Origin of the sequence: Streptomyces sp. WAC 01529 (genome assembly GCF_003945545.1) — a bacterium.
GTDB lineage: Bacteria > Actinomycetota > Actinomycetes > Streptomycetales > Streptomycetaceae > Streptomyces > Streptomyces anatolicus.
This window is the reverse complement of the sequence record NZ_CP029617.1, coordinates 4,698,990-4,723,164: the sequence shown is the minus strand read 5'-3', so window position 1 is coordinate 4,723,164 and position 24,175 is coordinate 4,698,990. Positions and strand designations below refer to the sequence as shown.

Sequence of the window (24,175 nt, the reverse complement as noted above, 5' to 3'; positions counted from 1 at the left end):
CGGCGGCACGCTTCCCAACGCCATTGACCTTTCCATCAAGGCAAATGACGCGTCACGACACGATGACAGTCCGCCGGGATGGCACACCTTGCCCCACTATCGACCCTGGCGGAACCACCAACCCCATAGATAACGTCGGCCCGTTGGAGACATCCTCGCCCCACCGGGAGCCGACCGTGAACCGCCGCACCCTGCCCGTCACCGCCGCGCTCGCCGCGACCGCAGCCCTGCTCCTGACGGGCTGCGGCAGCGGGGACGACGACAAGTCCAAGGACAACGACAAGATCGCCGGCGCCGACCAGGACCCGGCGAAGCCGAAGAAGTCGACGTCGCCGTCGGCCGCGCCCGCAGAGGACAAGCCGGACGGTGTGGACGTCTCCCTGTCCAAGGACATGAACCTGGTCTTCGACTGGAACAAGCCGAAGGACAAGAACGAGGCGGCCGCGATGAGCGACGCGGCGAATTTCATGCGGGCGATTTACCGGGGCGTCGACAAGCGCACGTCGAAGGACGCGGCGGTGACCGCGTATTCCACTGGCGACGGACTGCACTACGCGAAGGTGCAGATCAATGAGTGGATCAAGGGCGGATGGACGGCTACCGGCACGTTGCGTCACTACCAGGCCACCACTCGGTCCGCTCCCAACGGCAGTTCGGTAGAGGTCGCCTTCTGCGCCGACTCGGGCAAGTTCTACGGCAAGGAGATCAAGTCCGGGAAGCTCCTGAAGACCAAGAGGAGCATCAAGGACTTCGACCATTTCAAGCTCATCATGGTCAAGTTCCCGACGGGCAACGGCTTGTGGCAGGCATCGAAGGTGTTCGTCGAGACGGAGGCGGAGAAGTGCCAGTGAACAGAACCCGGCGTACTGCCCTCAGCACCACGGCTCTGACACTCACACTCAGCGCCCTTGTCCTCACGGAATCCGCCTACGCGGCGAAGCCGGTCGGCTCCGGCAAGGGCGCCACCGCCGAGGAGAAGGGCGGCACCGACGGCACCAGCATCTACGCCGCCGCACGCATCAAATACACCGGCGCCGTCACCGACAACGGCAGCCCCGGAAACGTCGCCTCCTCCGACGTCACCTGGAATCCTCCGCCCTGCTGGTACGCCCCTTACCTCGGTGCCAAGGACTTCAAGAAGAAGATGTCCAAGGAGCTCAAGGACTCCATGAGCGCGCCGGGCATGGCCGGTCACGCGGGCGCCGCGCTCGCGGAGTTGCAGCGGCACTACGAGGACGACTACGGCTGGACCGACACCCCCGGTTACAAGGACTACAACGTCGCCAAGGACGGCAAGGGGATGTTCTGGGCCGCCGTCGAGAACCCCAACGAGCCGGACATCCTCAAGCGCAGCTCGTGCAACGACATCCCCTTCTGGGTCGACGAGGGCGAGGCCCCGCCGCCGCAGTACGAGGAGGCCATCAAGCCGGAGATGCTCGCCGACCTGGCCTACCAGCGCATGCAGCTGCCCAAGACGAAGGTCTCCCTCGCGCCGGAGAACACCACGAAGGTGAACCTGCCCACGTGGGCCTGGCTCGACAAGGCGGCCTTCGACGAGGTTCGGGCCACCGCGGCGATCGACGTCCCCGGCTTCAGCATCAGCGCGACGACAACCGCCAAGCCCAAGTCCCTCACCCTGAACCCGGGTACCGAGGACGCCACCATGCTCCCGGCCGGCGGTGAATGCCCCATAGTCGACGGCAAGATCGGCGAGCCGTACGCGAAGGGCAAGTCCAAGGAGACCCCGCCCTGCGGCATCATCTACAACCGCTCCTCGAACGGCGGCACCTTCCCCCTGAAGGCGGCCCTCACCTGGGAAATCAGCTGGACCGGCACCGGCCAGTCGGACCCGGTCAGCATGCCTGACGGCACGATCGAGGTCGTGCAGGAGATCACGGTCGAGGAAGTGCAGTCGATCAACCGCTGAGGCCCCTACGCGATCTCGTCTACTCCCAGTGAAGTGTCCCGGCCACGGTGTCGAAGAGTTCCACCATGGCCGGAGCCAGGCCTTCCATAGGAGTGGAGAAGGTAAGAGTCAGCCACTGTTCGCTGGCGGGGACAGGCACGTGGTAGATCACGGTCGTGGTGTCGAGCGTGTTGCCCATCTGTCGCTCGGGGTCGGGCCCCTCGGTGCGCTGCTCCCGTACGGCGTCGCCCGCGACCTCCAGCTTGCGCACCTCGGCCCGACGGCCGGTCTCCGCGAGCCGCCGGGCCAGGTCGTACGGCGTGCGACAGCCCGGCCAACCTTCCGGCAGCAGGCTCACGAGCAGTGAGGACGCCAGCGGCAGGCCCCTGACCGTCAGAAGTGAGATGTACAGTTCCAGACCACCTGAGCGGTATGCCGCCTTTGCCTGCTTCTGCAGGTCCCTCATCAGGTTTTCTTTGAGTACGGGCGCGTGGTCGATGCCAGCGAACTGCCGGTCGGCCAGCGCGGCGATACCGCGGTCGCGTTCGTCGGGGTCGAGGTGCAGCTGGAACCAACCGGCGGGAACGAAGATCGTGTAGTCGCTCGGCGGTGTGTCCCATTCAGTGCGGAGGGCCATGTCAGGACTCGCTGGAGGGCTCGGGGGCATGGTCGGTTGCGGGCTCCGCGCCTGGAACGAGGCGCATCGTCGGCGCCAGCCGGTCCACCAGCTCCGTCAACTCGTCTGTGCGCTCGAAATTGAGCCACCTCGCCTCGACCAGCAGGATCTCTTCCTGACCGGTCGGCCAGACCCAGTATCTGAGGCACTCGCTGAGCTTCTTGCCCCATCCGAAGCGCCGCTTCTCAGCGAGCACGGCCTGCACCCGGACAGCCGGCCCGATCGGCAACTCGACTTCGGTTACCTGAGGTTCGCCCTTCACCTCGGCGTACGACCACTTCAACAGCATCGGTCGATATTCCTCGGGTGACGGCCGCGGAACGCCGTCCTCTCCGTAGGCGAGGACTGACAGGTCCGCCAACAACTCACCCCCCTCCGTATACGCGACCCTCGTCAAGAGCGGGCCCGACTCGTATGCCGTGAGGGCGAGGTTCTCCAGTTCGTGTTGCAAGGCTGTCTTGCTGACGCCGAGACGCAAGGGGTCGAACTGCTCCACGAGGTCCGCGGCCACCCGCCGGGCCTCCTCTTGCGTGCCCTCGTGGAGCGTCAAACCGAGCCAGTCGCCGCCGAAGTCGAAATCGACGAGGTAATCATCCTCGGGTCCTGGAAAGCCCCCGCCTGATTCCTGTTGCTCCTGCTCCTGAGCCATTAAGACACCTCGTCAATGAATAGACCACCGGCTGTGACTCCACTACCGGCCACGCTCAATTTTGTTGCCTGGCGCGACAACTTGTTGACCGCGTAACCGTCACCCAGGCTCTTGCCCAAGTGCTTTGCTTCGTTGAGTGCTGATGCCGCGGAGGGGTCCGCCAGCGTCACCGACTTGCCGGCTCCCTTCAAGACGCTGCCATTCCCGCGGTCCCTCAGAACCCGTACCGACTCACGGTAGCCGCCCTTGAAGGCGTCACTCCAGGTGGAGCCCTTGAAGATCTCGGTGATGGGCTCCCGGACCGACTTCGAGATGTCGCCCTTCTCGAGCCCCTTCACGACTCCCGCGTCACGATTGAATTTATGGCGGTTCCGTTTGGTCTGCCGGGGAGTCTGTTTGCCCCCCTTGGCGAGCTGCATGCGGTCCAGCATGCCTTTGGCGTAGCGGCCGCTGACCTTGGTCATCGCCTTGCCCGCCCCCATCATCAGCAAGCCCACCGCCGCCGTCGCGAGGTCCGTCCAGGACGCGTCACCCATACCGACCTGAACCGCCGTGCACGCGATGTTGACCAGTGTGGCGGCCATGGAGATCGCTCCCAGGAGGCCCGCAAGCCCTTGGCCGATGATAGGGATCCAGCCGACGACAAGCGCGGCGATTCCAGCCCATTTGGAGATGTTCTCGGTCCATTTCGCCAGCTCCTCGACCCAGCCTGCGAAGTCGTCCCAGAAGCCGTCCTTGAGAGCGTCGTCAGAGATCGCATCGTCGATGGCCTCACGCGCTTTACGTGCGGCCGCGTCGCGAATTTCCTGGGCCTTCCGCAGCTTGTCCCGGGCCGCCTCCAAGGCCTTGCCCGCGGACTCCGCCCGGTCCTCCAGTTTCTCCTTGCGACCCTTGCCGCCTTCTCCCCCATCGCCCTTTGCCTTGCCGGAATCACCGGACAGACCATCCAGGCCCTTCTGGGCTGCGCTCTTGTCGGCCTCGGCGTCTTTGGCCTCCTGCCTGGCGATCTCCGCGATCCGCTGAGCGCGGTGGAGTTCAGTGGCGTAACCGCCTGGCCGGGCTGCGGCGTTCGACTCGTAGTCGGGTCCGTGGTCCACGATCCGGTCGCCGATCGCACCGGCCACCGCCTCATAGCGCTTGTGCGCGGCCTCCAAACGGCCGCGGCACTTCTTCGCCTTCTCGCGGAATTCCTTGCCGGCGTCGCTGTCCCAGGATTCCACCTCGGACGCAGCCTTGAGATGACGTACCTGCCGTTCGAGCTCGTCGGCCGTCTTGCGGAGCTTGCGGCCCAGCTGCTCCAGTCGATCAGGGTCGCCGGGGACGGGGTCGCCGTCGGCCAAGGGCTGCCAGTCCCTGGGGCGCGCACCGGCCATCAGGACTTCTTCTTCCTGTCTGACTCGCGCAGCACTCTGGCCAGTTCACTGTCGATGCTCTCGTACGTCTTCGCGGCAGCCTTGGCGATCTCGGCCAGGCGCTTGATCTCGCCACCCAGTTCCTCGCGGTGGCTCTCCCAGTTCTCCACGAAGTCCCCGAACTGCCAGGAGAGGTCATGCTCACCGAAGTCGCCTTCGTACTGCCCCTTCAGCTTCCCCAGGCCGTCGAACGCGTCCTTGATCCGACCCAGCCCGAGCCCCATCTCCCGGATCACGTTCAGGTCGTCGATCCGCGTGCTCTCGCCCACGAGCGCCCCTCCTCGGCTCCCTCGTAACACCCCGTCGTTTCCCACCTGCGAACCATCCGCGCACACGTCCCGCCGCGCCCCGCCGCCTCCCGCCGCAAGCCGCCGACGAGGATGGGGTGACAGGAAGATCCCCGTCACCCCATTCCCCTGGCGAGCGCCCGCTGCTACTTCTTCGCAGCCCGCCCCAGCTCATCATCGATCTGCTCGTACTTGTCCGCGGCGTTGGTCAGGTAGTCGCCCATGCCGTCCAGGCCCTCGAGCGTCTTCTTCGCGCCCTCGACGAACTCGTCGAAGTTCTCGTCGAACGCCTTCGAGGCGCTCTTGGTGACGAAGCCCGTCTCGACGAGGTTCTTGATGTACTTCTTCAGGCCGTCAAGCTTCTCGTTGAGCTTGTCCTTCTCCTTGACCACGTGCTTGGCCGCGTCGCGCATGTCCTGATATGTGACATCAAGGTCCTTGGCCATGTGGCTCTCTCCTCATCAACTCGCCGCAGGGCCAACCCCCGTGGCTCCCGTTGAGCGGATGGTGTGATCGTCCGCTCTTGCGCCAGCAGCTTACGGGTGGGGCGGATGGGATCCCAGTCCGGTCGAGTCACAGGTCTGCCATGAGAGCGCCCCCGGTTCCGCGGTGAGACCGGGCACAGGGCGTTGCCTGTGGGAAGGGTGGAGCGGATATCGTCAGGCCCATTGTCCAGCTCCGGGGAGGACTGTCGTGCGCCTGACTCTGACCGTCGTCGATCCGTTCGGCGGGGGCTCCGCCGACGTGGTCCTCGATGCCGATCCCGAGTCCACCGTGCGGGACATCGCGGTGGAACTGGCCCGGCAGGTCGGCCACAGCGGTGCGCAGATCATTCCGATCGGGCAGGGTCCGCACTCCGCCGCCGGCGGTGGCCCGATGATCTATGTGGACGGGTACGCCGTCGATCCCACCGCCACCGTCGTCACCTCGCCGCTGCGCGAAGGCGCCGTCGTCAGCCTCGACGACCCCGCCGGCTGCCTGCCCGGCGAGCCCTCCGGCCTGGTCGAGCTGCGCGTCGCCGGCGGGCCCTCCGCCGGAGCCGTGCACCGGCTCGGCATCGGGCGGTACGACATCGGCAGCGGGCCCGCCTCGTACATCCGGATCGATGATCCCGAGATGGCGTCGCGCGCCCTCACGTTGTCAGTTGCAACCGATGGCACCTGCCAAGTCACCCTGCACGGCGAGGAGAAGGACAAGGACGGCGTCACCCTCGACGGCGCCCCCTTCGGCGAGGAGCCCGAGGAGACAGACGAGATAGAGGGGACGGGGGGTATAGAGGGGGCAGGTGGTGGGCTCGGGCGGGCCTCCGGGAGCCCTCGCGACGCCGAGAAGCTGGCCAAGGAGCGGGAGAAGGCCCGGAAGAAGCGCGAGAAGGCGCGGAAGAAGCGGGCCAAGGCCCGCGCCAAGCGTGAGAAGCAGCAGCGACGGGCCGGCGGCCGCGCCGGCGGGCCCCGGCGCGACACCGTCCAGTGGCCCCTCGGCGCCCAGATCGCCCTCGGCAACACCCTCCTCGAACTCGCCCGCTACACCCCTCCGAACGCCGCCCTCAAGTGGTCCGAGGACGGCGCGGGCCTCGACTACAACCGGCCCCCTCGGCTCCGGCCACCCGAGCGGCAGACCACCTTCCGGCTGCCGTCCCCGCCCCGCGAGTTCGAGGCGCGGCCGCTGCCCTGGCTGATGGCGCTCTTCCCGCTCGTCGGTGCCGTCGTCGCCGCGATGATCTTCAATCGTTGGTACTACCTGATCATGGCGGGGCTCAGCCCGATCATGCTCTTCGGCAACTACTTCATGGACAAGAAGCACGGGCGCAAGTCCCATGCGAAGCAGGTCAAGGAGTACGAGGAGACCAAGGCGCGGATCGAGAAGGACGCCCAGGACGCCCTGGTCGCCGAGCGGATGGACCGGCGCCACGCCATCCCCGACCCCGCGACCGTCCTCGCCCTCGGCACCGGGCCCCGCACCCGTCTGTGGGAGCGACGCCGGACCGACGCCGACCATCTGCTGATCCGGGTCGGTACCGGACGGCTGCCCTCCGAGGTGGTCCTCGACGACCCGGAGAAGGACGAGCACCGGCGGCAGGTGACCTGGCACATAGAGGACGCGCCCGTCGCGCTGCCCCTGAAGGGCCTCGGCGTCATCGGCATCGCGGGCCCCGACGACTCCGCCACCGCCCTCGGCCGCTGGGCGGTGGCGCAGGCCGCGACGCTGCACAGCCCGATGGACGTGCAGTTCTACGTCCTCACCGAGAACACCGCCAAGGAGACCTGGGACTGGGTGCGTTGGCTGCCGCACGCCAGGCCGTCGGGCGGCCAGGACATCAACGTACTCATCGGCACGGACGCCGAGACCGTCGGTGCCCGCATCGGCGAGCTGACCCAGATCCTCGACGCGCGCGTGAAGGCGATGGAGGAGAACAGGGGTCAGGGCGCCGCCTTCTCCGACCCCGACATCGTCGTGGTGTGGGACGGCTCCCGGCGGCTGCGGTCCCTTCCCGGTGTCGTACGGCTGCTGCGCGAGGGGCCCGCCGTGCGGATGTTCGCCCTCTGCCTCGACACCGAAGAACGGTTTCTGCCCGGCGAGTGCCAGGCCTTCGTCGTCGCCGAGCCCAAGCCCCGGGAGCTCGACGGCCTGGCGCGCCAGGCACCACAGCCGCAGGCACAGGCACAGGCACAGTACGGCGGCGTGCCGCAGCCGCCCCCCGGCGGCGGCTTCCCCTCCTTCCAGGCCTGGCACCGGACCGCCTCCGACCCCGCCCAGGAGAACGCCCCGCGGGAGCTGCGGCTGCGCGTGGAGATGACGGGCGCCGAGCGTCTGACGGACGTACGCCCCGACTTCGTGTCCCCCTCCTGGTGCCTGCGGCTCGCCCGTGCCGTCTCGCCGCTGCGCGACATCAGCGGGGAGACCGAGGACTCCGCGCTGCCCGCGTCGAGCCGGCTCCTGGACGTGCTGGAGCTCGAACCGCCGACGCCCGGCGCGATCGCGGCCCGCTGGCAGGCGGGCGGGCAGTCGACGATGGCCGTCATCGGTGAGTCGTACGACGGTCCGTTCGGCATCGACATGCGCAAGGACGGCCCGCACGGCCTGATCGCCGGTACCACCGGTTCCGGTAAGTCGGAGCTGCTCCAGACGATCGTGGCCGCCCTGGCCGTGGCCAATACGCCCGAGAACATGACCTTCGTCCTCGTGGACTACAAGGGCGGTTCCGCGTTCAAGGACTGTGTGAAGCTGCCGCACACGGTCGGCATGGTCACCGACCTCGACGCGCACCTCGTGGAACGCGCCCTGGAGTCGCTGGGCGCCGAGCTGAAGCGGCGCGAGCACATCCTCGCCGACGCCGACGCCAAGGACATCGAGGACTACCAGGACCTGGTGCGGCGCGATCCCTCACACCCGCCCGTGCCCCGACTCCTCATCGTCATCGACGAGTTCGCCTCGATGGTGCGCGACCTGCCCGACTTCGTGACGGGCCTCGTCAACATCGCCCAGCGAGGCCGTTCGCTCGGCATCCACCTGCTGCTCGCCACCCAGCGGCCCTCCGGTGTGGTCTCCCCCGAGATCCGCGCCAACACCAACCTCCGCATCGCGCTGCGCGTGACCGACGGCGGCGAGTCGAGCGACGTCATCGACTCGCCCGAGGCCGGGCACATCTCCAAGAACACCCCGGGACGCGCGTACGTACGTCTGGGCCACGCCTCCCTGGTGCCCTTCCAGTCCGGGCGTGTCGGTGGCCGCCGCCCCGGTGCCGCCGACCCGAGGGCCCTCGCGCCCTGGGCCGACGCCCTGGACTGGGCCGCGCTGGGCCGCGCCTCGCTGGTGAAGCCGAAGGCCGAGGCCCGCGAGGAGGAGGAGATCACCGACCTCAAGGTCCTTGTCGACACGATCATCGAGGCCAACCACACCCTCGGCATCCCCGCCCAGCACAGCCCGTGGCTGCCCGCCCTCGGCGAGAAGCTGCTGCTCGACGAGATCCCGGTCCCCGCGCCCCGCACGGCACCCGGCGCCCTGGCGCCCGCCGCGTACGGCATCGAGGACCTGCCCGCCGACCAGGCGCGCCGCCCGGTCGTCGTCGACTTCGCGACCTTCGGCCACCTGATGATCGGCGGCGCCCCGCGCTCCGGCCGCTCGCAGGTGCTCCGCACGATCGCGGGCTCGCTGGCGCGTACGCACTCCTCCGCCGACGTCCACCTGTACGGCATCGACTGCGGCAACGGCGCGCTCAACGCCCTGACCCGGCTGCCGCACTGCGGCGCGGTCGTCGGCCGTAACCAGACCGAGCGCGTGGTGCGCCTCATCAACCGGCTCAAGGGTGAACTCACCCGGCGCCAGGACCTGTTGGCCGACAAGGGGTACGCGGACATCGGCGAGCAGCGGGCCGACGCCGCCGAGGACGAGCGCCTGCCGCACCTCGTCGTCCTGCTCGACCGCTGGGAGGGCTGGCTGCCCACGCTCGGCGAGATCGACCACGGCTCGCTCACCGACGAGATCACCACGATCATGCGCGAAGGCGCGAGCGTCGGCATCCACATGGTGATGACCGGTGACCGGCAGATCCTGGTGGGCCGTATCTCCTCGCTCACCGAGGACAAGTACGGTCTGCGCCTCGCGGACCGCTCCGACTTCTCGATGCTCGGCATTCCCGCGCGCAAGGTCCCCGAGGAGATCGCGCCGGGCCGCGCCTTCAAGAACGAGTCGGGTACGGAGACGCAGTTCGCGCTGCTCTCCGAGGACTCCACGGGGCAGGGGCAGGCCGCGGCGATCGCCGCGATCGGCGAGCAGGCCGCGGCGCGCGACGCGGATGTGCCGCGCCACCGCAGGCCGTTCCGCGTCGATACGCTGCCGAGCCGCATCTCCTTCGAGGAGGCGTGGGAGCTGCGCGACCCGGAGGCCTCGCGCTCCAAGCTGTGGGCGCTGGTGGGCATCGGCGGCGACGAGGTCATGGGCCACGGCCCCGACCTCGCGCAGGGCGTGCCCGCGTTCGTCATCGCGGGCCCGGCGAAGTCGGGCCGCTCCACGGTGCTGCTGAACATGGCGCGCTCGTTCCGCGCCCAGGGCGTACGTCTCGTCGTCGCGGCCCCGCGCCAGTCGCCCCTTCGCGAACTGGAGGGCCAGGAGGGCGTGTTGAAGGTCTTCACCGGTGACGACATCGACGAGGACGAGTTCGAGGAGCTGATCGACGAGGCGGACGCGTCGCCGGAGGACCCGGTCGTCGTACTGATCGACGACGCCGAGATCCTGGAGGACGCGGACGCCGCGAGCCACTTCAAGCGGATCATCCAGCGCGGCGCGGACCTCGGCCTGGCGATGGTGCTCGCCGGTGACGAGGAGGACGTGTGCAGCGGCTTCTCGGGCTGGCAGGTCGACGCGAAGAAGGGGCGCCGGGGCATTCTGCTCTCCCCGCAGGACAGCTCGAGCGGCGACCTGATCGGCCTGCGGATCTCACGCAGCGTGGTCGGCGGGCCGGTGACGCCGGGCAAGGGGATGCTGCATCTGGGCAACGGCGAACTGGCTACGTTGACGACTCCGTTGTAGGGGGGGGCGGTTCCGAGGGGGTTGCCGGGGCGAAATCGCCCCGGCGCGGCGTGGCGCGGCATCGCACGGCGTGGCGCGGCGCGGCTCGGTCGATGCGGGGCAGCCGCGCCTTGGGGTCCCGCGGCTGCGCGCACTGGCCGCCGTTGCACCGGCGTCACGAGAGCGGCGGCCGGGGAACGGGTTCCGGGGGTTGCCGGGCTAAATCGCCCCGGCGCGACGTGGCATGGTGCGGCCCGGCCCGGCAGGGGCGTTGCTCAGTCGATTCGGGAGAGCCGTGCCTTCGGGTCCCCCGCGTCCGGGTCGTCCGAGGTGTACTTGAGGGCCTTGCCGTCGAGGCGCAGGGTGACCGTGTGGGGCGTCTGCGCGCACTGGCCGCCGTTGCTCTTGGCGCCCTTGCCGGTTGCCACCAGTTCCTTGGCCGAGGCCGACTTGAGGGTGAGGACGTCCGTGCAGGTGTTGCCGATCAGATCGTGCTGGACCACCGCGCCGACCCGCTCCCCCGGCTCCGCCTGGCGCAGGGTGACCTCGAACGTGCCGAGGGGGATCGTGCCGCCGCTCGCGTCGGCCTTGCCGCGCCACTTGCCGAGGTAGGCCCCGGGGACCCGTCCCGCGCCGTCGTCCTGGGAGGGGTCGGCCGGGGCGGTCGCCGCCGGGGGCTCCTGTCCGCCGTCCGAGTCCTTCGACGCGTCGTCGTCCTTCGGCAGCATCCCGAAGACGAAGACCGAGCCCACCGTGACGGCGGCCATCGCCCCGGCGACGGCGAGGGCGACCGTACAACTCACCTTGCGGCCACGCCCGTTCACCCCCTCGGTCGTGGAGGTGGCGGCCACGGAGACGGACAGCTTGCCGGGTGGGCGGGTTTCCGGCAGGGAGGAAGCGGCGGCGGCTTCATCGGCGTACGCGGCAGAAGCGCCGGACGCCGGAGAGGCGCCGGAAGCGCCGGACGTGGGCGGTGCGTCGTGCGGCGAAGGGGCCGCGTACGAAGGGTCCGGGGGCCCGAACGACCCCGGTACGGCCGCACTGTTGAAGGCCACCGGCCCAGACCCCGTGTCCAGGTCGAGCAGCCGCACCGCGCTGCGGCTCACCCGCTCCACCACGGGCCCCGGCAGCCACCCGGCCGCCACCAGCCGGGCCGTGCCCTCGGGGGCGAGGCGGCGGGCCAGCTCCGCGGGGGCGGGCCGGGCAGCCGGGTCCTTGGCGAGGCAGGCCGCGGCGAGGTCCCGCAAGTCGCCTTCGAGGGCGCCCAGTTCGGGCTCCTCGTGGACGACCTTGTAGAGCAGCGCGGCCGACGAGTCGCCGGGGAAGGGGGACTCCCCCGTCGCCCCGTAGACCAGGACGGCCCCCAGCGAGAAGACGTCCGCCGCTCCCGTGACGCCCTTGCCGAGGATCTGCTCGGGCGACATATAGCCGGGCGAGCCGATCGAGACACCGGTGGAGGTGAGCGAGGCCGTGCCGTCCGTGGCGCGCGCGATGCCGAAGTCGATCAGGCGCGGCCCGTCGAGGGTGAGCAGCACGTTCGACGGCTTCACGTCGCGGTGGACGAGCCCCAGGGAGTGGACGTGCGCCAGCGCCTCGGCGAGGCCCGCGCCGAGGACGCGTACGGAGTGGGCGGGCAGCGGCGCGCCCTCCCGGACCGCCTCGGTGAGCGAGGGCCCGGCCGCGTACCCCGTGGCGACCCACGGCACCGCGGCCTCGGGGTCCGCGTCCAGGACGGGCGCGGTCCAGTCGCCGCCGACCCGCCGGGCCGCGTCGACCTCGCGCCGGAAGCGGGCGCGGAACTCCTCGTCGAGCGCGAAGTGCGGATGCACGATCTTCACCGCGACCGTGCGGCCACCCTCGCTGCGGCCGAGGTAGACCCGGCCCATGCCGCCCGAGCCGAGCCGGCCGAGCAGCCGGTAGGGGCCGATCACGGCGGGTTCGTCGGCTTCGAGCGGTCGCATGACGTTGGCCTCCCCCCAGGCGCGCGGCCGGACCCTCGCGCGCGCTGATCAGCGTAGTGGGGAACCGCCCGAGGGAACGGCCCCGCCCGCTCTCCCCTCTACATGGGAGTAATGACCGTATTGAGCACCTACGTCCCCTCCCCCTCCCCGAGGTCCCCATGAACCGCCGCCCCACCACCCTCGCCCTCGCCACCGCCACCGCCCTGGCCTCGACCCTGCTCCTGTCGGCCTGCTCCTCCGACAAGGGCGACCCGGTGACTTTCGACGGCCCGAAGTCGTCACAGGCGACGCCCGGGGCGAAAGGGAAAGGCGCGGCGGCCGACAAGACGCTGCTGCCCACCGGACCGAAGTCCGCGTTCACCACGGAGAGCACCCTGGAGGACGGCACGAAGATCGGCGTGACGACACTGAAGGGAAAGAAGTCCGGATTCACCGGCAAGGTATGGGTCTGGGCGCCGAAGCAGTACTTCGACCCGAAGTACGCGAAGAGTGGCTTTCCCGTACTGATAGCCCTGCCGGGCGGCAACGGCTACCCCAACAATTACTGGATGGGGACCGACCTCAAGCTGGAGAGCAGCATCGCCAAGTGGTCACGGGAGGGCAAGAGCCTGCCGTTCGTCGTGGTGATGCCGGTGCTCAATCCGGACGCCAAGAACTATTACGACGGCAGCGATATACCGGGGCAGCCCAGAATGGGTACGTGGATGACGGAGGACGTCCCCGATTTCGTCAAGGCCAATTTCCGCACCTTCAAGTCCCGTGACGGCTGGGCCTTCATGGGTTCGTCGTCCGGGGGCTTCGTGGGGCTGAAGTCGGTGCTGAAGCATCCGGAGAAGTTCCGTGCCGTCATCGCCAGCGGACCCGACACCGTTCCGGACTCGCCGCTCTGGGCCGGGCACGAGAAGGAGCGCCGCGCCAACGACCCCGGCAGGCTGGCCCGGCGCCTCGTCGAGCGCAAGGGGCCCGAGGTCGACCTCGCCTTCCAGATCGGCTCCGGGGAGTCCGGCCAGGCGAGCCTGCGCTCGTTCATCAAGACGTACGGGAAGGGCCCCGTGAAGACCCGCCTCAACGTCATCCGGGGCGGCGAGCACAACGCCCGCACCTATGTCCCTGCCATGGCCGACGGGCCCATCCAGTGGATCAGCGAGCACATGCAGGCGCCGATCCCGGACGCCTGACGCCTCACGCCTCACACCTGACGCCTGACGCCTGGCCTCGCTAAGGCTCCAGCAGCTCCACCCGTACGTCCGCCGGGAAGCCCGTCGTCGGGCCGACCCGGCGGGCGAACTCGGTGACGCCCTCCAGCTGGGCCGGGCCGAAGCGGAAGTCGAGCGTCGTGAAGTACCGCTCCAGGACGCCGGCGTCGAAGGACTCCCAGCGCGCGGCCTGCTCGGCGACCTTCGCGACCTCCTCCAGGGAGAGGTCGCGGGAGGCGAGGAAGGCCTTGTGCACCGCCCGCACGACCTCCGGCTCCCGCTCGGCGTAGTCGCGCCGGGCGGCCCAGACGGCGAAGACGAACGGCAGGCCCGTCCACTCCTTCCACATCTCGCCCAGGTCGTACACGTCGAGGCCGAGGCGGGGCGCGTCGATCAGGTTGGCGCGCAGCGCCGCGTCGCCGATGAGGACGGCGGCGTCCGCCTCCCGCATCATGAGGCCCAGGTCGGGCGGGCACGCGTAGTACTCGGGCTGCACGCCGTACCGCTCGGCGAGCAGCAGCTGGGCGAGCCGCACCGAGGTGCGCGAGGTCGAGCCGAGGGCGACCCGCGCCCCGTCGAGCCGGTCGAGCGGGACCTGCGAGACGATCACGCAGGACATCACGGGCCCGTCGCAGCCGACCGCGAGATCGGGGAAGGCGACGAGGTCGTCGGCGTTCTTGAGGAACTCCACGAGCGTCACGGGCGCGATGTCCAGCTCGCCCCGCACCAGCTGCTCGCTGAGCCGCTCGGGGGTGTCCTTCGTCAGCTCGAAGTCGAGGAGCGTCCCGGTCCGCGCGAGCCCCCAGTAGAGGGGCACGCAGTTCAGGAACTGGATGTGGCCGACGCGCGGCCGGGGGGTGCGACGGGAGTCGGGCAGCTGTTCGGCGCCTGCTCCCGCGAAGGCGTCCAGGGGAGAATTGTCCACATCGGGGAGGCTAGCCCCCATGCGGTACGGTGCGGGCGCCGGGTCCCTTACGGGGCCTCCGTCAACCCCGCCGGGAGCCTCGTCAAACCTGCGGGTGACGTGATCTTGCCCCCTATTGCATTCCCCTGCCTGCGTGCTAAGCTCGCCGCAAGTTGCAGTTTGGTTTCCCTTGCAGTACAGAGCCTGCGGAGCATGTAACTCCGTAGGCTCTCGTCGTTTTCAGACTTACGCAGTTGTTTAAACAATCGCTGGTTCTGGAGCAGGGCAACCCTTTGGCCCAAGGAGGGCTTATGGCTACCGGAACCGTGAAGTGGTTCAACGCTGAAAAGGGCTTTGGCTTCATTGCCCAGGAAGGCGGCGGCCCGGACGTCTTCGTCCACTACTCCGCGATCAACGCGAACGGCTTCCGCTCCCTCGAGGAGAACCAGGCCGTTTCCTTCGACGTGACGCAGGGCCCGAAGGGTCCGCAGGCGGAGAACGTCACCCCTCAGTAATCGGACGCCTCACGTAAGTGGGGCGTGTGATTCTCCGGTGACTTGATCCGGACATGGATGCAGTACCCAAGGAGCCCTGCTCCTCCGCGCGAGCGGAGAAGCGGGGCTCCTGCCTTTCTCCGGGGCCCCGAGCGGTCGGCGCCGCCGGGGCCCGTGCCGCCTACGGGTGCTCCATGATCAGGACGAAGGTCGTGCCGGGGGCCAGCGCCTCGTACAGGTGGGGGACGTCTCCCGGGTACGACATGTAGTCCCCGGCGCCCAGCTCCACCGTCTCGTCGCGCGGGCCCGCCAGGAGGCGGCCCGTGCTGATGACGACGTGCTCCACCGAGCCCGGGATGTGCGGATCGGACTCGCGGGCCGCGCCCGGCTCCATCGCCCCGTGGTAGACGTCGCGCCGCACGCCGGCCGGGCCGGCGGAGAGCAGCGTGCCCACGTACGGCGCGTTCTCGGCCCGCATGGACGGGCCCTCGCCCGCGCGGATCACCGTCACCGCGGGGGCGGGCGACTCCACGAGCACGCTGAACGGCACCCCGAGCGCCACGGCCAGCGCCCAGACCGTCTCGATGCCGGGATTGCCGGTGGCCGCCTCCAGCTGGGAGAGCGTGGACTTCGCGATACCGGCCCGCTTGGCCAGCTCGGAGAGGGAGATCCCGGCCTTCGCGCGCTCGCGGCGCAGGGCGGTGGCGACCCACTCGCGGGGCATGCGGGAGGGCGGGGCCTCGCGGGTGCCGCCGGTGCCGGTGCCGCTCCCGCCGCCGAAAGCGGGGCCGGTGCCGGTGCCGGAACCGAGGCCAGTGCCGGTACCGGTGCCCTCAGTCATCACGTTCACTCCTGTCGCCTCGCCCACCGAGCGTTCGCTGCGGCGGACCGATCGTTCGCCTTGACGAACGGAACCTTCTCGCCCCATCCTACGATGCATGCGTTCGCCACACCGAACAGAAGACCCATCCCAGCGAACGGACGAGAATGCCGCGCCGGGGCTCGTCCGCTTCTCCGACCTCCCGCCCGGCGTCCTGCGCGACATCGCGCTCGTACTGCTCGCCGACGTCCTCGTCGGTGTCTCCTTCGGCGCGATAGCCGTCGGGGGCGGCCTTCCGCTGTGGGTGCCTGTCCTCATGTCGCTGCTCGTGTACGCGGGCTCCGCCCAGTTCAGCGCGGTCGGCATCCTCACCGCGGGCGGCGGTCCGGTGGCCGCGGCGGCGACCGGGCTGCTGCTCAACACCCGTACGGCCGCCTTCAGTCTGGCCCTCGCCGACGACATCGGCCGCACCTGGACGGCGCGGCTGATCGGCGCGCACCTCATCACCGACGAGACGGCGGCGTTCGTCCTCGCGCAGAAGGGCCGCGGGCAGCGCAAGGCGGCGTTCTGGATATCCGGCGTCGGGCTGTTCGTGGCGTGGAACCTCAGCGTGCTCGCGGGCGCCCTCACCGGCTCGGCGCTCGGCGACACGGACCGGTTCGGGCTCGACGCGGCGTTCCCCGTGGTGCTGCTCGCCCTGGTGCTGCCCGCGCTGCGCGGTGACGGCGCGGCCCGGCGGGCGGCGGCGGCCGGCGCGGTGATCGCGGTCGTCGCGGCGCCGCTGCTGCCTCCGGGGCTGCCGGTACTGCTCGCCCTCCTCGGTCTGCTCGCGGCGCGCCGCGGCCCCGGGCGCCGCCGTCCCCGTACCCCCTCTCCCCGTACCGCCTCTCGCCGCACCACCCCTCCCGGGAGCGCCTCATGAACGCCACGCTCGCCTGTGTCCTCGCCCTCGCCGTCGGCACGTACGCCTTCCGCCTGGCCGGGCCCGTGCTGCACGGCCGCGTCGAACTCCCGGACCGCGTGCAGGAGTTGCTGACCACCGGCGCCACGGTCCTGCTGGTCGCGCTGCTCGCCACGGTCGCCCTCACGGAGGGCCGGGACTTCGCGGGGTGGGCGAGGCCCGCCGGGGTGCTGGTCGGCGGGGTCCTCGCCTGGCGCAGGGCGCCGTTCGCCGTGGTCGTGGTGGCCGCGTCGGCGGTGACCGCGCTGCTGCGGCTCGCCGGGGTGTCGTGACGGGCCTGAGCCCTTCCTCGTACTACAGGGGGCCTTCCTCGTACAGCGCGTCCACGACGTGCGCGTACCTCTCCGTGACCGCGCGCCTGCGCACCTTCAGGCTCGGGGTGAGCAGGCCTTCCTCCACCGTGAAGTCCTCGTCCAGTACGGCGAACCGGCGGATGCGGGCGGGGCGCGAGACGGTGGCGTTGGCGGTGTCCACGGCCTCCTGGACGAGGGCGCGGACGCGCGGGTCGCGGGAGAGCGGCTCGGTCAGCTCCACGCCCTCGCGGGCGGCCCAGCCGGTGACCTCCTCGGTGTCCAGGGTGATCAGGGCGACGGGGTGGGGGCGACGGTCGCCGACCATGACGGCGCGGGAGACGAACCGCGAGTTCTGCACGGCGAGTTCGCTCAGGGAGGGCGTGAGGTTCTTGCCCGCGGAGGTGATGATCAGTTCCTTCTTGCGGCCGGTGATCGTGAGGTAGCCGTCGTCGTCGAGCGCGCCCAGGTCGCCCGTGTGCAGCCAGCCTTCGGCGTCGACGGTCTCGCGGGTGGCCTCGGGGTTGTTGTGGTAGCCGGGGAAGACCATGGGCCCCCGGGCCAGGACCTCGCCGTCGGCCGCGATGCGCAGCTCGACGCCGTCGACCGGGCGGCCCACCGTGCCGTGGCGCACGGCGCCGGGGTGGTTGAGGGTGAGGACCCCGGCCGACTCCGTCATGCCGTAACCCTCGTAGACCGCGATGCCGCAGGCCCGCAGGAAGTCGACGGTGTCCGGCGCGATGGGCGCGCCGCCGGTGAGCGCCCAGCGGACCCGGCCGCCGAGCGCCTGCCGGACCAGGCCGTAGAGGGCCTTGTCGGCGGCCTCGTACGCGTCCTGGAGGTCGGGCGGAAGGGTGCCGTCGGCGGCCATGACGCCGATGCGGACGGCCTCCTCGAACCGTTCGCGCCCGCCCTCCTGCGCCTCTGCGAGCGACAGCACGACCGAGCGCACCTTCTCGAAGAGGCGTGGCACGGACGGCAGATGGGTGGGCCGCGCCTGTGCCAGCTCGCCGACGACGTCCTCGATCCGCCCGCCGAAGAAGGTGAGCGTGCCGCCCTGGAGGAGCGTGGTGAACTCGATGAGCTGGGCGAGGAGATGGGCGAGCGGCAGATAGAGGTACGTGGAATCGCCGGGGCCCCCGCCGACGAGCGGCACGCTGGCGCGCTGCACGGCTAGCAGGTTGCCGTGGGTCAGGAGGCATCCCTTGGGCGCGCCGGTGGTGCCGGACGTGTAGATGATGGTGGCCAGGTCGTCCTCGCCCCGGGCGGCGGCCCTCTCCAGCAGGACGTCGAGCGCGGCGGCACCTTCCACCGGCCGCTGCGCGTCCTGTGCCCCGAGCACCATCCACCGCCCAACAGCAGCGCCCTCGGCGGCGGTGTCGGCAGGATCGGGAGCCGTCAGCAGGGCCACCTCCCGCAGACCCTTCAACCGGCCCTCCCCCCGCAGCCGTTCGACCTTCGCCGCCTGGCGGGCGTCCTCGCAGAGGATCACCGTCGCGCCCGAGTCCGTCACCACCCACGTGACCTCCTCGTCGCCCGCCGTCGGGTAGACGGGCACCACGACCGCGCCCGCCGCGAGCGCCCCGAAATGGGCGTGGGTCCACTCGGGGCGGGTCTCGGCGAGGATCGCCACGCGGTCGCCGGGACGGACGCCGAGCGCGAGCAGGGCGCGGCCCACCTGGCGTGCGCGGTCCCGCAGACCCACGTAGGAGAGTTCGGTCCAGGCCCCGTCGCGGCGGAACCGCAGGGCGGGCAGCTCGCTGTAGCGCTCCGCGGCCCACTCCGTCAACAGGGCCAGTGTCGTGGGGAGTTCCGCCGCCGTCAGGGGGTCCTTGCGCGTCTGCTGCATGCGTACGACGCTAGGGAGCGCGCCCCGCGCACGGGATGACGCGAAACGTCAGCGCCGCTGGCCGGGGCGCTCAGCGCGGCGCTACCGTCAGGACATGGCCAGGCGGACGATCACCGTGCACCATGTGCGGGCCGTGCTGCGCGGTGCCGAACGGCGCGGCGTGGACACCGTGCCGTTGCTGCGGGGCGCCGGGATCCCGCCGCTGCTCCTCGGCGACGACCGGGCCCGCGTGAGCGTCCCGCAGTTCGCCCGGCTCTTCCGGGGGCTGTACCGCGCCACGCAGGACGAGTTCCTCGGTCTCGGCTCCGCCGTCAGCAGGCCGGGCACGTTCGCGATGATGTGCCAGGCCGCGCTCGGCTGCCGTGACCTCGGCGCCGCGGTGCAGCGGGGCGTCACCTTCTACGGCCTCTTTCCCGGCGGCCCCGACCTCGTCCTGGAACGCCGGGGCGACGAGGCCGTGTTCGGCGTCCGCAGCGACCTGGAACAGGACTACTTCCTCGCCGAGTGCCTGGTCATCATCTGGCACCGCCTGTGCAGCTGGCTGATCGGCCGCCGCATTCCGCTGCGCTGGGCGGAGTTCGGGCACCAGCCGCCCGCGCACAAGGACGAGTACGAGCTGCTCTTCGGCTGCCCCGTGCGGTTCGGCGCGGGGCGCACCGGCGCCGGGTTCGCCACGCACTGGCTCGACGCCCCGCTGGTCAGGGACGAGGAGGCGCTGGACGAGATGCTGCGCCGCGCGCCCTTCGAGCTGCTGACCCGCCGCGAGTACGGCACGACCGTCGCCGAGCAAGTGCGCCGCACCCTCGCGCGCTCCCTGCGCTCCTCGCCCCGGCTCCCCTCGCTCGGCGAGATCGCGGCCCGGCTCGCGGTGAGCCCCGCGACGCTGCGTCGCCGGCTGGCCGAGGAGTCCACGTCGTACCAGCAGTTGAAGGACGCGGTGCGGCGGGACGCGGCGATCGCGGGCCTCGCGGACGGCCACGAGCCGATCGCGGAGCTCGCGGCGCGGCTCGGCTTCTCCGAGGACACGGCCTTCCACCGGGCGTTCCGCCGCTGGACGGGGACGACGCCGGGCGCGTACCGCACGAGCAGGGGCGGCCTCGGCTGAGGAAAGTTGAGCTGCGGTCAACGAAGCTGAGCGTCCCGGTCAGCCCTCCACTTACTCACCAGTCACTACGGTCGAGGCCCGAAGTTCCCAGCCCCTGTGCAGTTGGGAGAGCCGCATGCACACACGCATCAGCTTCCGGTCATGGGCCGTGGTGGCCGCGCTCGGCCTGTCGGCCATTACTCCACTCGGCGCGGCCCACGCCGCGGGGACCGGCACGGCCGCGGAGAGCGGCGCCTCCGCGCCCGCGTCCCCGGGTGACATCGTCAGCTCCGAGGCGAGCAGCTTCCACCCCCTGCCGGGCCAGCCGACCAACACCAAGGCCTGGAAGATCCACTACCGCTCGACGACGGCCAAGGGCGAACCCAACACCGTCTCCGGCACGGTCATCGTGCCGCAGGACGGCAGGACGGGCCCACGCCCCCTGATCACGTACGCGGTGGGGACGGTCGGCGTGGCCGACCGCTGCGCGCCCAGCGCGGGCTTCCCGAGAGGGACCACCATGGAGGCCAACCTCATCCAGCAGCTCACCCTGCGCGGCTGGGCGGTGGCCGTCACCGACTACGAGGGTCTCGGCACCCCCGGCGACCACACCTACACCGTGGGCCGCTCGGCCGGCCAGGCGATGCTGGACGCGGCCCGCGCCGCGATCCGCCACCCCGAGGCGGGCCTCGGGAAGGACACCCCGGTCGGCATCATGGGCTACTCGCAGGGCGGCCAGGCCTCCTCCTGGGCGGCCGAGCTGCACGGCTCGTACGCCCCCGACCTCGACGTCAAGGGCACGGCGACCGGCGGCGTCCCCGGCGACCTGATGAAGGTCGCGGAGTTCAACGACGGTTCGTACGGCTCGGGCCTGATATTCATGGCGGCGATCGGCCAGAACGCGGCCTTTCCCGAGCTGAGGCTCGACTCCTATCTGAACCCGGCCGGCAGGACGCTCATCGGCGCCATGAAGAACACCTGCGTGGCGGACGGGGCGGTGCTCGGTTCCTTCAAGTCGATCGACTCGATGACGACCAAGAACCCCCTCGACCAGCCCGACTGGCAGCGGCGCCTGCGCGAGTCGCAGGTCGGCACCACCAAGCCGGCCGCGCCGGTGTACCTGTACCACGCGCTGGCCGACGAGCTGATCCCGTACGGCGTCGGCAGGCAGGTCCGCGCCGACTGGTGCGCGAAGGGCGCGAACGTCGAGTGGCACACCATCCCGATAGGTGAGCACGTCAGCGGGGTGATCACACAGTCGCCACACGCCGCCCAGTGGCTGGCGGAACGCTTCGCTGGGAAGCCGGTGCGCGGCAACTGCTGAGCGCGGCGGACCGGTGGGGGCGGCTCTCCCTCGTCACGGGGCGAGGGCCGCCCCCACCGGCGTGCCGCGGAGAAGGCCCCGCGGAAAACGCCCCGCCGAGAACGCCCCGCTGAAAATGAGTGGGCGCCGCCTGACCCACCCCCCTAGGATTCCGAGGTTCGCAGGACTTGAGGAACCCGGGGGAATTCTCGTCATGCCCATATCGTCCGCGGCCCTGTCGCTGGCCATGCTCGCGTTGTTCGCTCTGTACGCCCTGTTCACGGAACCGGAGGGGGTCGAAGGGGGAAGCGAGAGGCGATGACCACACCCGCTTCCTCCGCGCCGCTGACGCCTCCGCCGGACGACCCCTCGCGGAGCGACCCCGCCCCGGGCCCGGACTTCGTCACACCGCTCGACCACCTCTTCGTACGTACGCACTTGGGCGTCCCGGACCTCGACGCGAGTGCCTGGACGCTGACCGTGGAGGGCCTGGTCGAGCGGCCCCTGCGCCTGGACCTGCCCGCGCTCCTGGCCCTGCCCTCGCGGCAGCTGACCGCCGTCCACGAGTGCTTCGGCAGCCCGCTGCGCCCCGACGTGCCGACGCGCGCGGTGGCGAACGTGGAGTGGACCGGCTTCCCCCTCGCCGTACTCCTGGACCGGGCGGGGCCGCTGCCCGCCGCCCGGCACGTGCGCTTCGAGGGCGCGGACACCGGCTCCTTCCACGGCGAGGACGGCCTGTCGTACGTGAAGGACCTGCCGTTGGAGACCGCGCGCCGCCGGGTGTTCCTGGCGCACGGCATGAACGGCGAGCCCCTGCGTCCCCGGCACGGCCATCCGCTGCGGGCCGTGGTGCCCCGCATGTTCGGCACGAACTCGGTGAAGTGGCTGACGCGGATCGTCCTGACGGACGAGCGGGCGGAGCACATGTTCACGACGACGTTCTACACGCGGACGCCGCCCGGTGGCGGGGCCCCGCAGCCGGTGCGGGACGTGGACGTCAACAGCAGACTCCTCACGCCGGCCCCGGACACGGAACTCCCGCGCGGGCACACGCAGTTCAGGGGCCGGGCCTGGAGCACGACGGAGGTCGTACGCGTCGACCTCTCCTTCGACTCGGGCCCCTGGGAACCGGCCACGCTGGACGCGCTGGGCGCCGACCCGACCTGGCAGGGCTTCTCCCTGCGCCGCGCGCTCCCGCCGGGCCCGCACACCGTCCGCTCCCGGGCCACGGACGCCACGGGCCGCGTCCAGCCGCCGCCGGGCTCCCGCAACTCCGTCCACGAGGTGGCGTTCACGGTCCGGCCCCAGGCCCTGTCCCGCGAGGTCAGTCGCGGGGCAGCAGGCGCGCCGCGAGGGCGGTCGTCGCGCACAGGGTGAGGCCCGCGACCAGGAGCCCCGTCCGCATGCCCGGCAGCGAGAAGCCGGAGTCCGTGCCCGCGAGGAGGGCGCCGAAGAGGGCGACGGACATGGCGCCGCCGGTCTGGCGCAGGGAGTTGAGGAGCCCCGACGCGGTGCCCGCGCGCTCGCCCGGCACGCTGTCCATGAGCTGCGCGGTCAGCGCGGGGACGGCGAGCGCGCCGCCGATACCGGTCGGGATCAGCAGCACCAGCACGAGCCAGAGCGGAGTGTGCGCCGCCAGCGGGAGCAGGGCGAACATGGCGAGCGCGAGCACGGCCTGGCCCAGGACGACGACCCGGCGCCGTCCGACGCGCTCGGCGAGGCGGGGCGAGACGAGGTTCGTACCGGTGATGAACGCCGCCAGCGGCACGAACATCAGGCCCGCCTCGATCCCCGACATACCGCGCAGCTGCTGGTAGTAGAGGCCGAGGAGGAACGTCACGCCGTAGAACCCGGCGTTCACCGCGAAGCCGACCGCCAGAGCGACCGAGACCTGCCGCCGGCGCAGCAGCCCGAGCGGGACCATGGGCGCGCTGTGCCGCTTCTCGGCGGCGCGGAAGGCGAAGCCGGAAGCGGCGGCCACGGCGAACGCGGCGAGCACCGGCGCGCTCGTCCACCCCAGGTGCCCGCCCTCGATGACGGCGAAAGCGAGCCCGGCGAGGGCCAGCACGGCGGTCACCTGCCCCGCGAGGTCGAGCGGGGCGGGGCGGCGCGGGGAGCGGGCGGTGCGGGCGAGGAGGGCGAGGATGAGCGCGCCCACGGGGAGGTTGAGCAGGAAGACGGCACGCCACCCGGCGGTCTCCGTGAGGACGCCGCCGAGTACGGGCCCGACGGCGACGGCCGCCGAGCCGCCGACCGTCCACAGCGCGATGGCGCGGGCGCGGCGGCGCGGATCGTCGTACGCCTGCCGGATCAGCGCGAGGGAGGCGGGCATCACGATGGCGGCGGCCCCGCCCTGCGCGACGCGGGCGGCGATCAGCGCGCCGATGCCGGGCGCGAGCGCGCAGGCGAGCGAGGCGGCGGTGAAGAGCCCCACGCCCCAGGCGTAGGCCCGCCGGGCCCCCGCCCGGTCGGCGAGCGCCCCCGCGGAGAGCATCAGGGCGGCGAACATCAGCGTGTACGCGTCCACGACCCACTGGAGCCCGGCCATGCCGCCGTGGAGGTCGGCGCGGATGCCGGGCAGCGCGATGTTCACGGCGGTGACGTCGATGGTGATGACGCTGAAGCCGAGGAGCGAGGCGACGAGGGCGACGGGGCTGCCGGTGCGGGGGGAGGGGGGCGCGGCCGTGCGGACGGGCTCGGGGGCGAGGGTGGCGGACATGAGGCTCCTACGGCGGGGGGGTGTGCGAGGTGACGGGCGGGTGGGTGAGAGCGGCGACGATCAGCCGCCGCGGTAGCGGCGGAACCCCGACGATGCCCGCGCCCGGGGACCCCCGCCAGACCGCCCCGTTCCTGGCCCTGACAGGGCCCCCCACAC

General features: G+C 71.1%; 20 protein-coding genes. 10 read left to right on the top strand and 10 right to left on the bottom strand.

Annotation, left to right across the window (positions count from 1 at the left end):
• Positions 1–176: 176 nt before the first annotated feature.
• Together DMA15_RS21335 and DMA15_RS21330 are read left to right on the top strand one after the other, a co-directional pair.
• A complete protein-coding gene (locus DMA15_RS21335; protein WP_125514381.1) occupies positions 177–851 on the top strand; it encodes a hypothetical protein in 675 nt (224 codons plus the stop codon).
• On the top strand, positions 848–1,927 hold the full coding sequence (locus DMA15_RS21330) for a hypothetical protein (RefSeq protein WP_125517918.1): 1,080 nt from the start codon (positions 848–850) through the stop codon (positions 1,925–1,927). The genes DMA15_RS21335 and DMA15_RS21330 overlap by 4 nt, the downstream gene beginning before the upstream one ends.
• A gap of 19 nt (positions 1,928–1,946) precedes the next feature.
• Here the strand turns inward: DMA15_RS21330 and DMA15_RS21325 are convergent, their stop codons facing one another.
• From DMA15_RS21325 to DMA15_RS21305, 5 genes are all read right to left on the bottom strand, one after another.
• The gene (locus tag DMA15_RS21325; RefSeq protein ID WP_125514380.1) at positions 1,947–2,543 is read right to left on the bottom strand and encodes a hypothetical protein; all 597 of its coding nucleotides are present in this window, start codon (positions 2,541–2,543) and stop codon (positions 1,947–1,949) included.
• 1 nt (position 2,544) lies between these two features.
• Complete coding sequence (locus tag DMA15_RS21320; protein ID WP_125514379.1) at positions 2,545–3,231, bottom strand: hypothetical protein; 687 nt, start codon at positions 3,229–3,231, stop codon at positions 2,545–2,547.
• Entirely contained in the window at positions 3,231–4,604 is a 1,374-nt protein-coding gene (locus DMA15_RS21315) for a hypothetical protein (protein ID WP_125514378.1), read from the bottom strand. Before DMA15_RS21315 ends, DMA15_RS21320 begins: the two co-directional genes overlap by 1 nt.
• On the bottom strand, positions 4,604–4,912 hold the full coding sequence (locus DMA15_RS21310; RefSeq protein WP_125514377.1) for a hypothetical protein: 309 nt from the start codon (positions 4,910–4,912) through the stop codon (positions 4,604–4,606). The genes DMA15_RS21315 and DMA15_RS21310 overlap by 1 nt, the downstream gene beginning before the upstream one ends.
• Before the next feature lie 164 nt (positions 4,913–5,076).
• On the bottom strand, positions 5,077–5,376 hold the full coding sequence (locus DMA15_RS21305; protein WP_125514376.1) for a WXG100 family type VII secretion target: 300 nt from the start codon (positions 5,374–5,376) through the stop codon (positions 5,077–5,079).
• Positions 5,377–5,623: 247 nt separating this feature from the next.
• Here DMA15_RS21305 and DMA15_RS21300 point away from each other — a divergent pair, with 247 nt between their 5' ends.
• Positions 5,624–10,459: an FtsK/SpoIIIE domain-containing protein gene (locus DMA15_RS21300; RefSeq protein ID WP_125514375.1), complete on the top strand. Its 4,836-nt coding sequence runs from the start codon at positions 5,624–5,626 to the stop codon at positions 10,457–10,459.
• Between the two features lie 254 nt (positions 10,460–10,713).
• Here DMA15_RS21300 and DMA15_RS21295 read toward each other — a convergent pair whose 3' ends face one another.
• The gene (locus DMA15_RS21295; protein WP_125514374.1) at positions 10,714–12,399 is read right to left on the bottom strand and encodes a serine/threonine-protein kinase; all 1,686 of its coding nucleotides are present in this window, start codon (positions 12,397–12,399) and stop codon (positions 10,714–10,716) included.
• Between the two features lie 158 nt (positions 12,400–12,557).
• On the opposite strand from DMA15_RS21295, the gene DMA15_RS21290 reads away from it, so the two are divergent.
• Entirely contained in the window at positions 12,558–13,577 is a 1,020-nt protein-coding gene (locus tag DMA15_RS21290; RefSeq protein ID WP_125514373.1) for an alpha/beta hydrolase-fold protein, read from the top strand.
• Positions 13,578–13,617: 40 nt separating this feature from the next.
• On the opposite strand, the gene DMA15_RS21285 is transcribed toward DMA15_RS21290, so the two are convergent.
• The gene (locus tag DMA15_RS21285; protein ID WP_240660237.1) at positions 13,618–14,472 is read right to left on the bottom strand and encodes a menaquinone biosynthesis protein; all 855 of its coding nucleotides are present in this window, start codon (positions 14,470–14,472) and stop codon (positions 13,618–13,620) included.
• A gap of 338 nt (positions 14,473–14,810) precedes the next feature.
• On the opposite strand from DMA15_RS21285, the gene DMA15_RS21280 reads away from it, so the two are divergent.
• Positions 14,811–15,014 carry a cold-shock protein gene (locus DMA15_RS21280; RefSeq protein WP_018528239.1) on the top strand — a complete coding sequence of 68 codons (204 nt, stop codon included), beginning with the start codon at positions 14,811–14,813 and terminating at the stop codon, positions 15,012–15,014.
• 160 nt (positions 15,015–15,174) lie between these two features.
• Here the strand turns inward: DMA15_RS21280 and DMA15_RS21275 are convergent, their stop codons facing one another.
• Positions 15,175–15,717, bottom strand: coding sequence for an XRE family transcriptional regulator (locus DMA15_RS21275; protein WP_164551947.1), 543 nt, complete (start codon positions 15,715–15,717; stop codon positions 15,175–15,177).
• A 214-nt stretch (positions 15,718–15,931) separates the two neighbouring features.
• Between DMA15_RS21275 and DMA15_RS21270 the strand changes: the two genes are divergently transcribed.
• Positions 15,932–16,735, top strand: a complete 804-nt coding sequence (locus DMA15_RS21270) for an AzlC family ABC transporter permease (RefSeq protein ID WP_125514370.1) — start codon at positions 15,932–15,934, stop codon at positions 16,733–16,735.
• On the top strand, positions 16,732–17,046 hold the full coding sequence (locus tag DMA15_RS21265; RefSeq protein ID WP_125514369.1) for an AzlD domain-containing protein: 315 nt from the start codon (positions 16,732–16,734) through the stop codon (positions 17,044–17,046). The genes DMA15_RS21270 and DMA15_RS21265 overlap by 4 nt, the downstream gene beginning before the upstream one ends.
• A 22-nt stretch (positions 17,047–17,068) precedes the next feature.
• On the opposite strand, the gene DMA15_RS21260 is transcribed toward DMA15_RS21265, so the two are convergent.
• Positions 17,069–18,913 (bottom strand): long-chain fatty acid--CoA ligase, encoded by a 1,845-nt coding sequence (locus DMA15_RS21260; RefSeq protein WP_125514368.1) that lies wholly within the window; start codon positions 18,911–18,913, stop codon positions 17,069–17,071.
• Between the two features lie 94 nt (positions 18,914–19,007).
• Here DMA15_RS21260 and DMA15_RS21255 point away from each other — a divergent pair, with 94 nt between their 5' ends.
• The 3 genes from DMA15_RS21255 to DMA15_RS21245 all read left to right on the top strand — a co-directional run bounded on the left by DMA15_RS21255 (position 19,008) and on the right by DMA15_RS21245 (position 22,677).
• A complete protein-coding gene (locus DMA15_RS21255; protein WP_125514367.1) occupies positions 19,008–20,018 on the top strand; it encodes an AraC family transcriptional regulator in 1,011 nt (336 codons plus the stop codon).
• 115 nt (positions 20,019–20,133) lie between these two features.
• Positions 20,134–21,321, top strand: a complete 1,188-nt coding sequence (locus DMA15_RS21250) for a lipase family protein (protein ID WP_125514366.1) — start codon at positions 20,134–20,136, stop codon at positions 21,319–21,321.
• 297 nt (positions 21,322–21,618) lie between these two features.
• Positions 21,619–22,677, top strand: coding sequence for a molybdopterin-dependent oxidoreductase (locus tag DMA15_RS21245; RefSeq protein ID WP_125514365.1), 1,059 nt, complete (start codon positions 21,619–21,621; stop codon positions 22,675–22,677).
• On the opposite strand, the gene DMA15_RS21240 is transcribed toward DMA15_RS21245, so the two are convergent.
• Complete coding sequence (locus tag DMA15_RS21240; RefSeq protein WP_125514364.1) at positions 22,625–24,019, bottom strand: MFS transporter; 1,395 nt, start codon at positions 24,017–24,019, stop codon at positions 22,625–22,627. The two genes, DMA15_RS21245 and DMA15_RS21240, sit on opposite strands and share 53 nt — an antisense overlap.
• Positions 24,020–24,175: the final 156 nt, after the last annotated feature.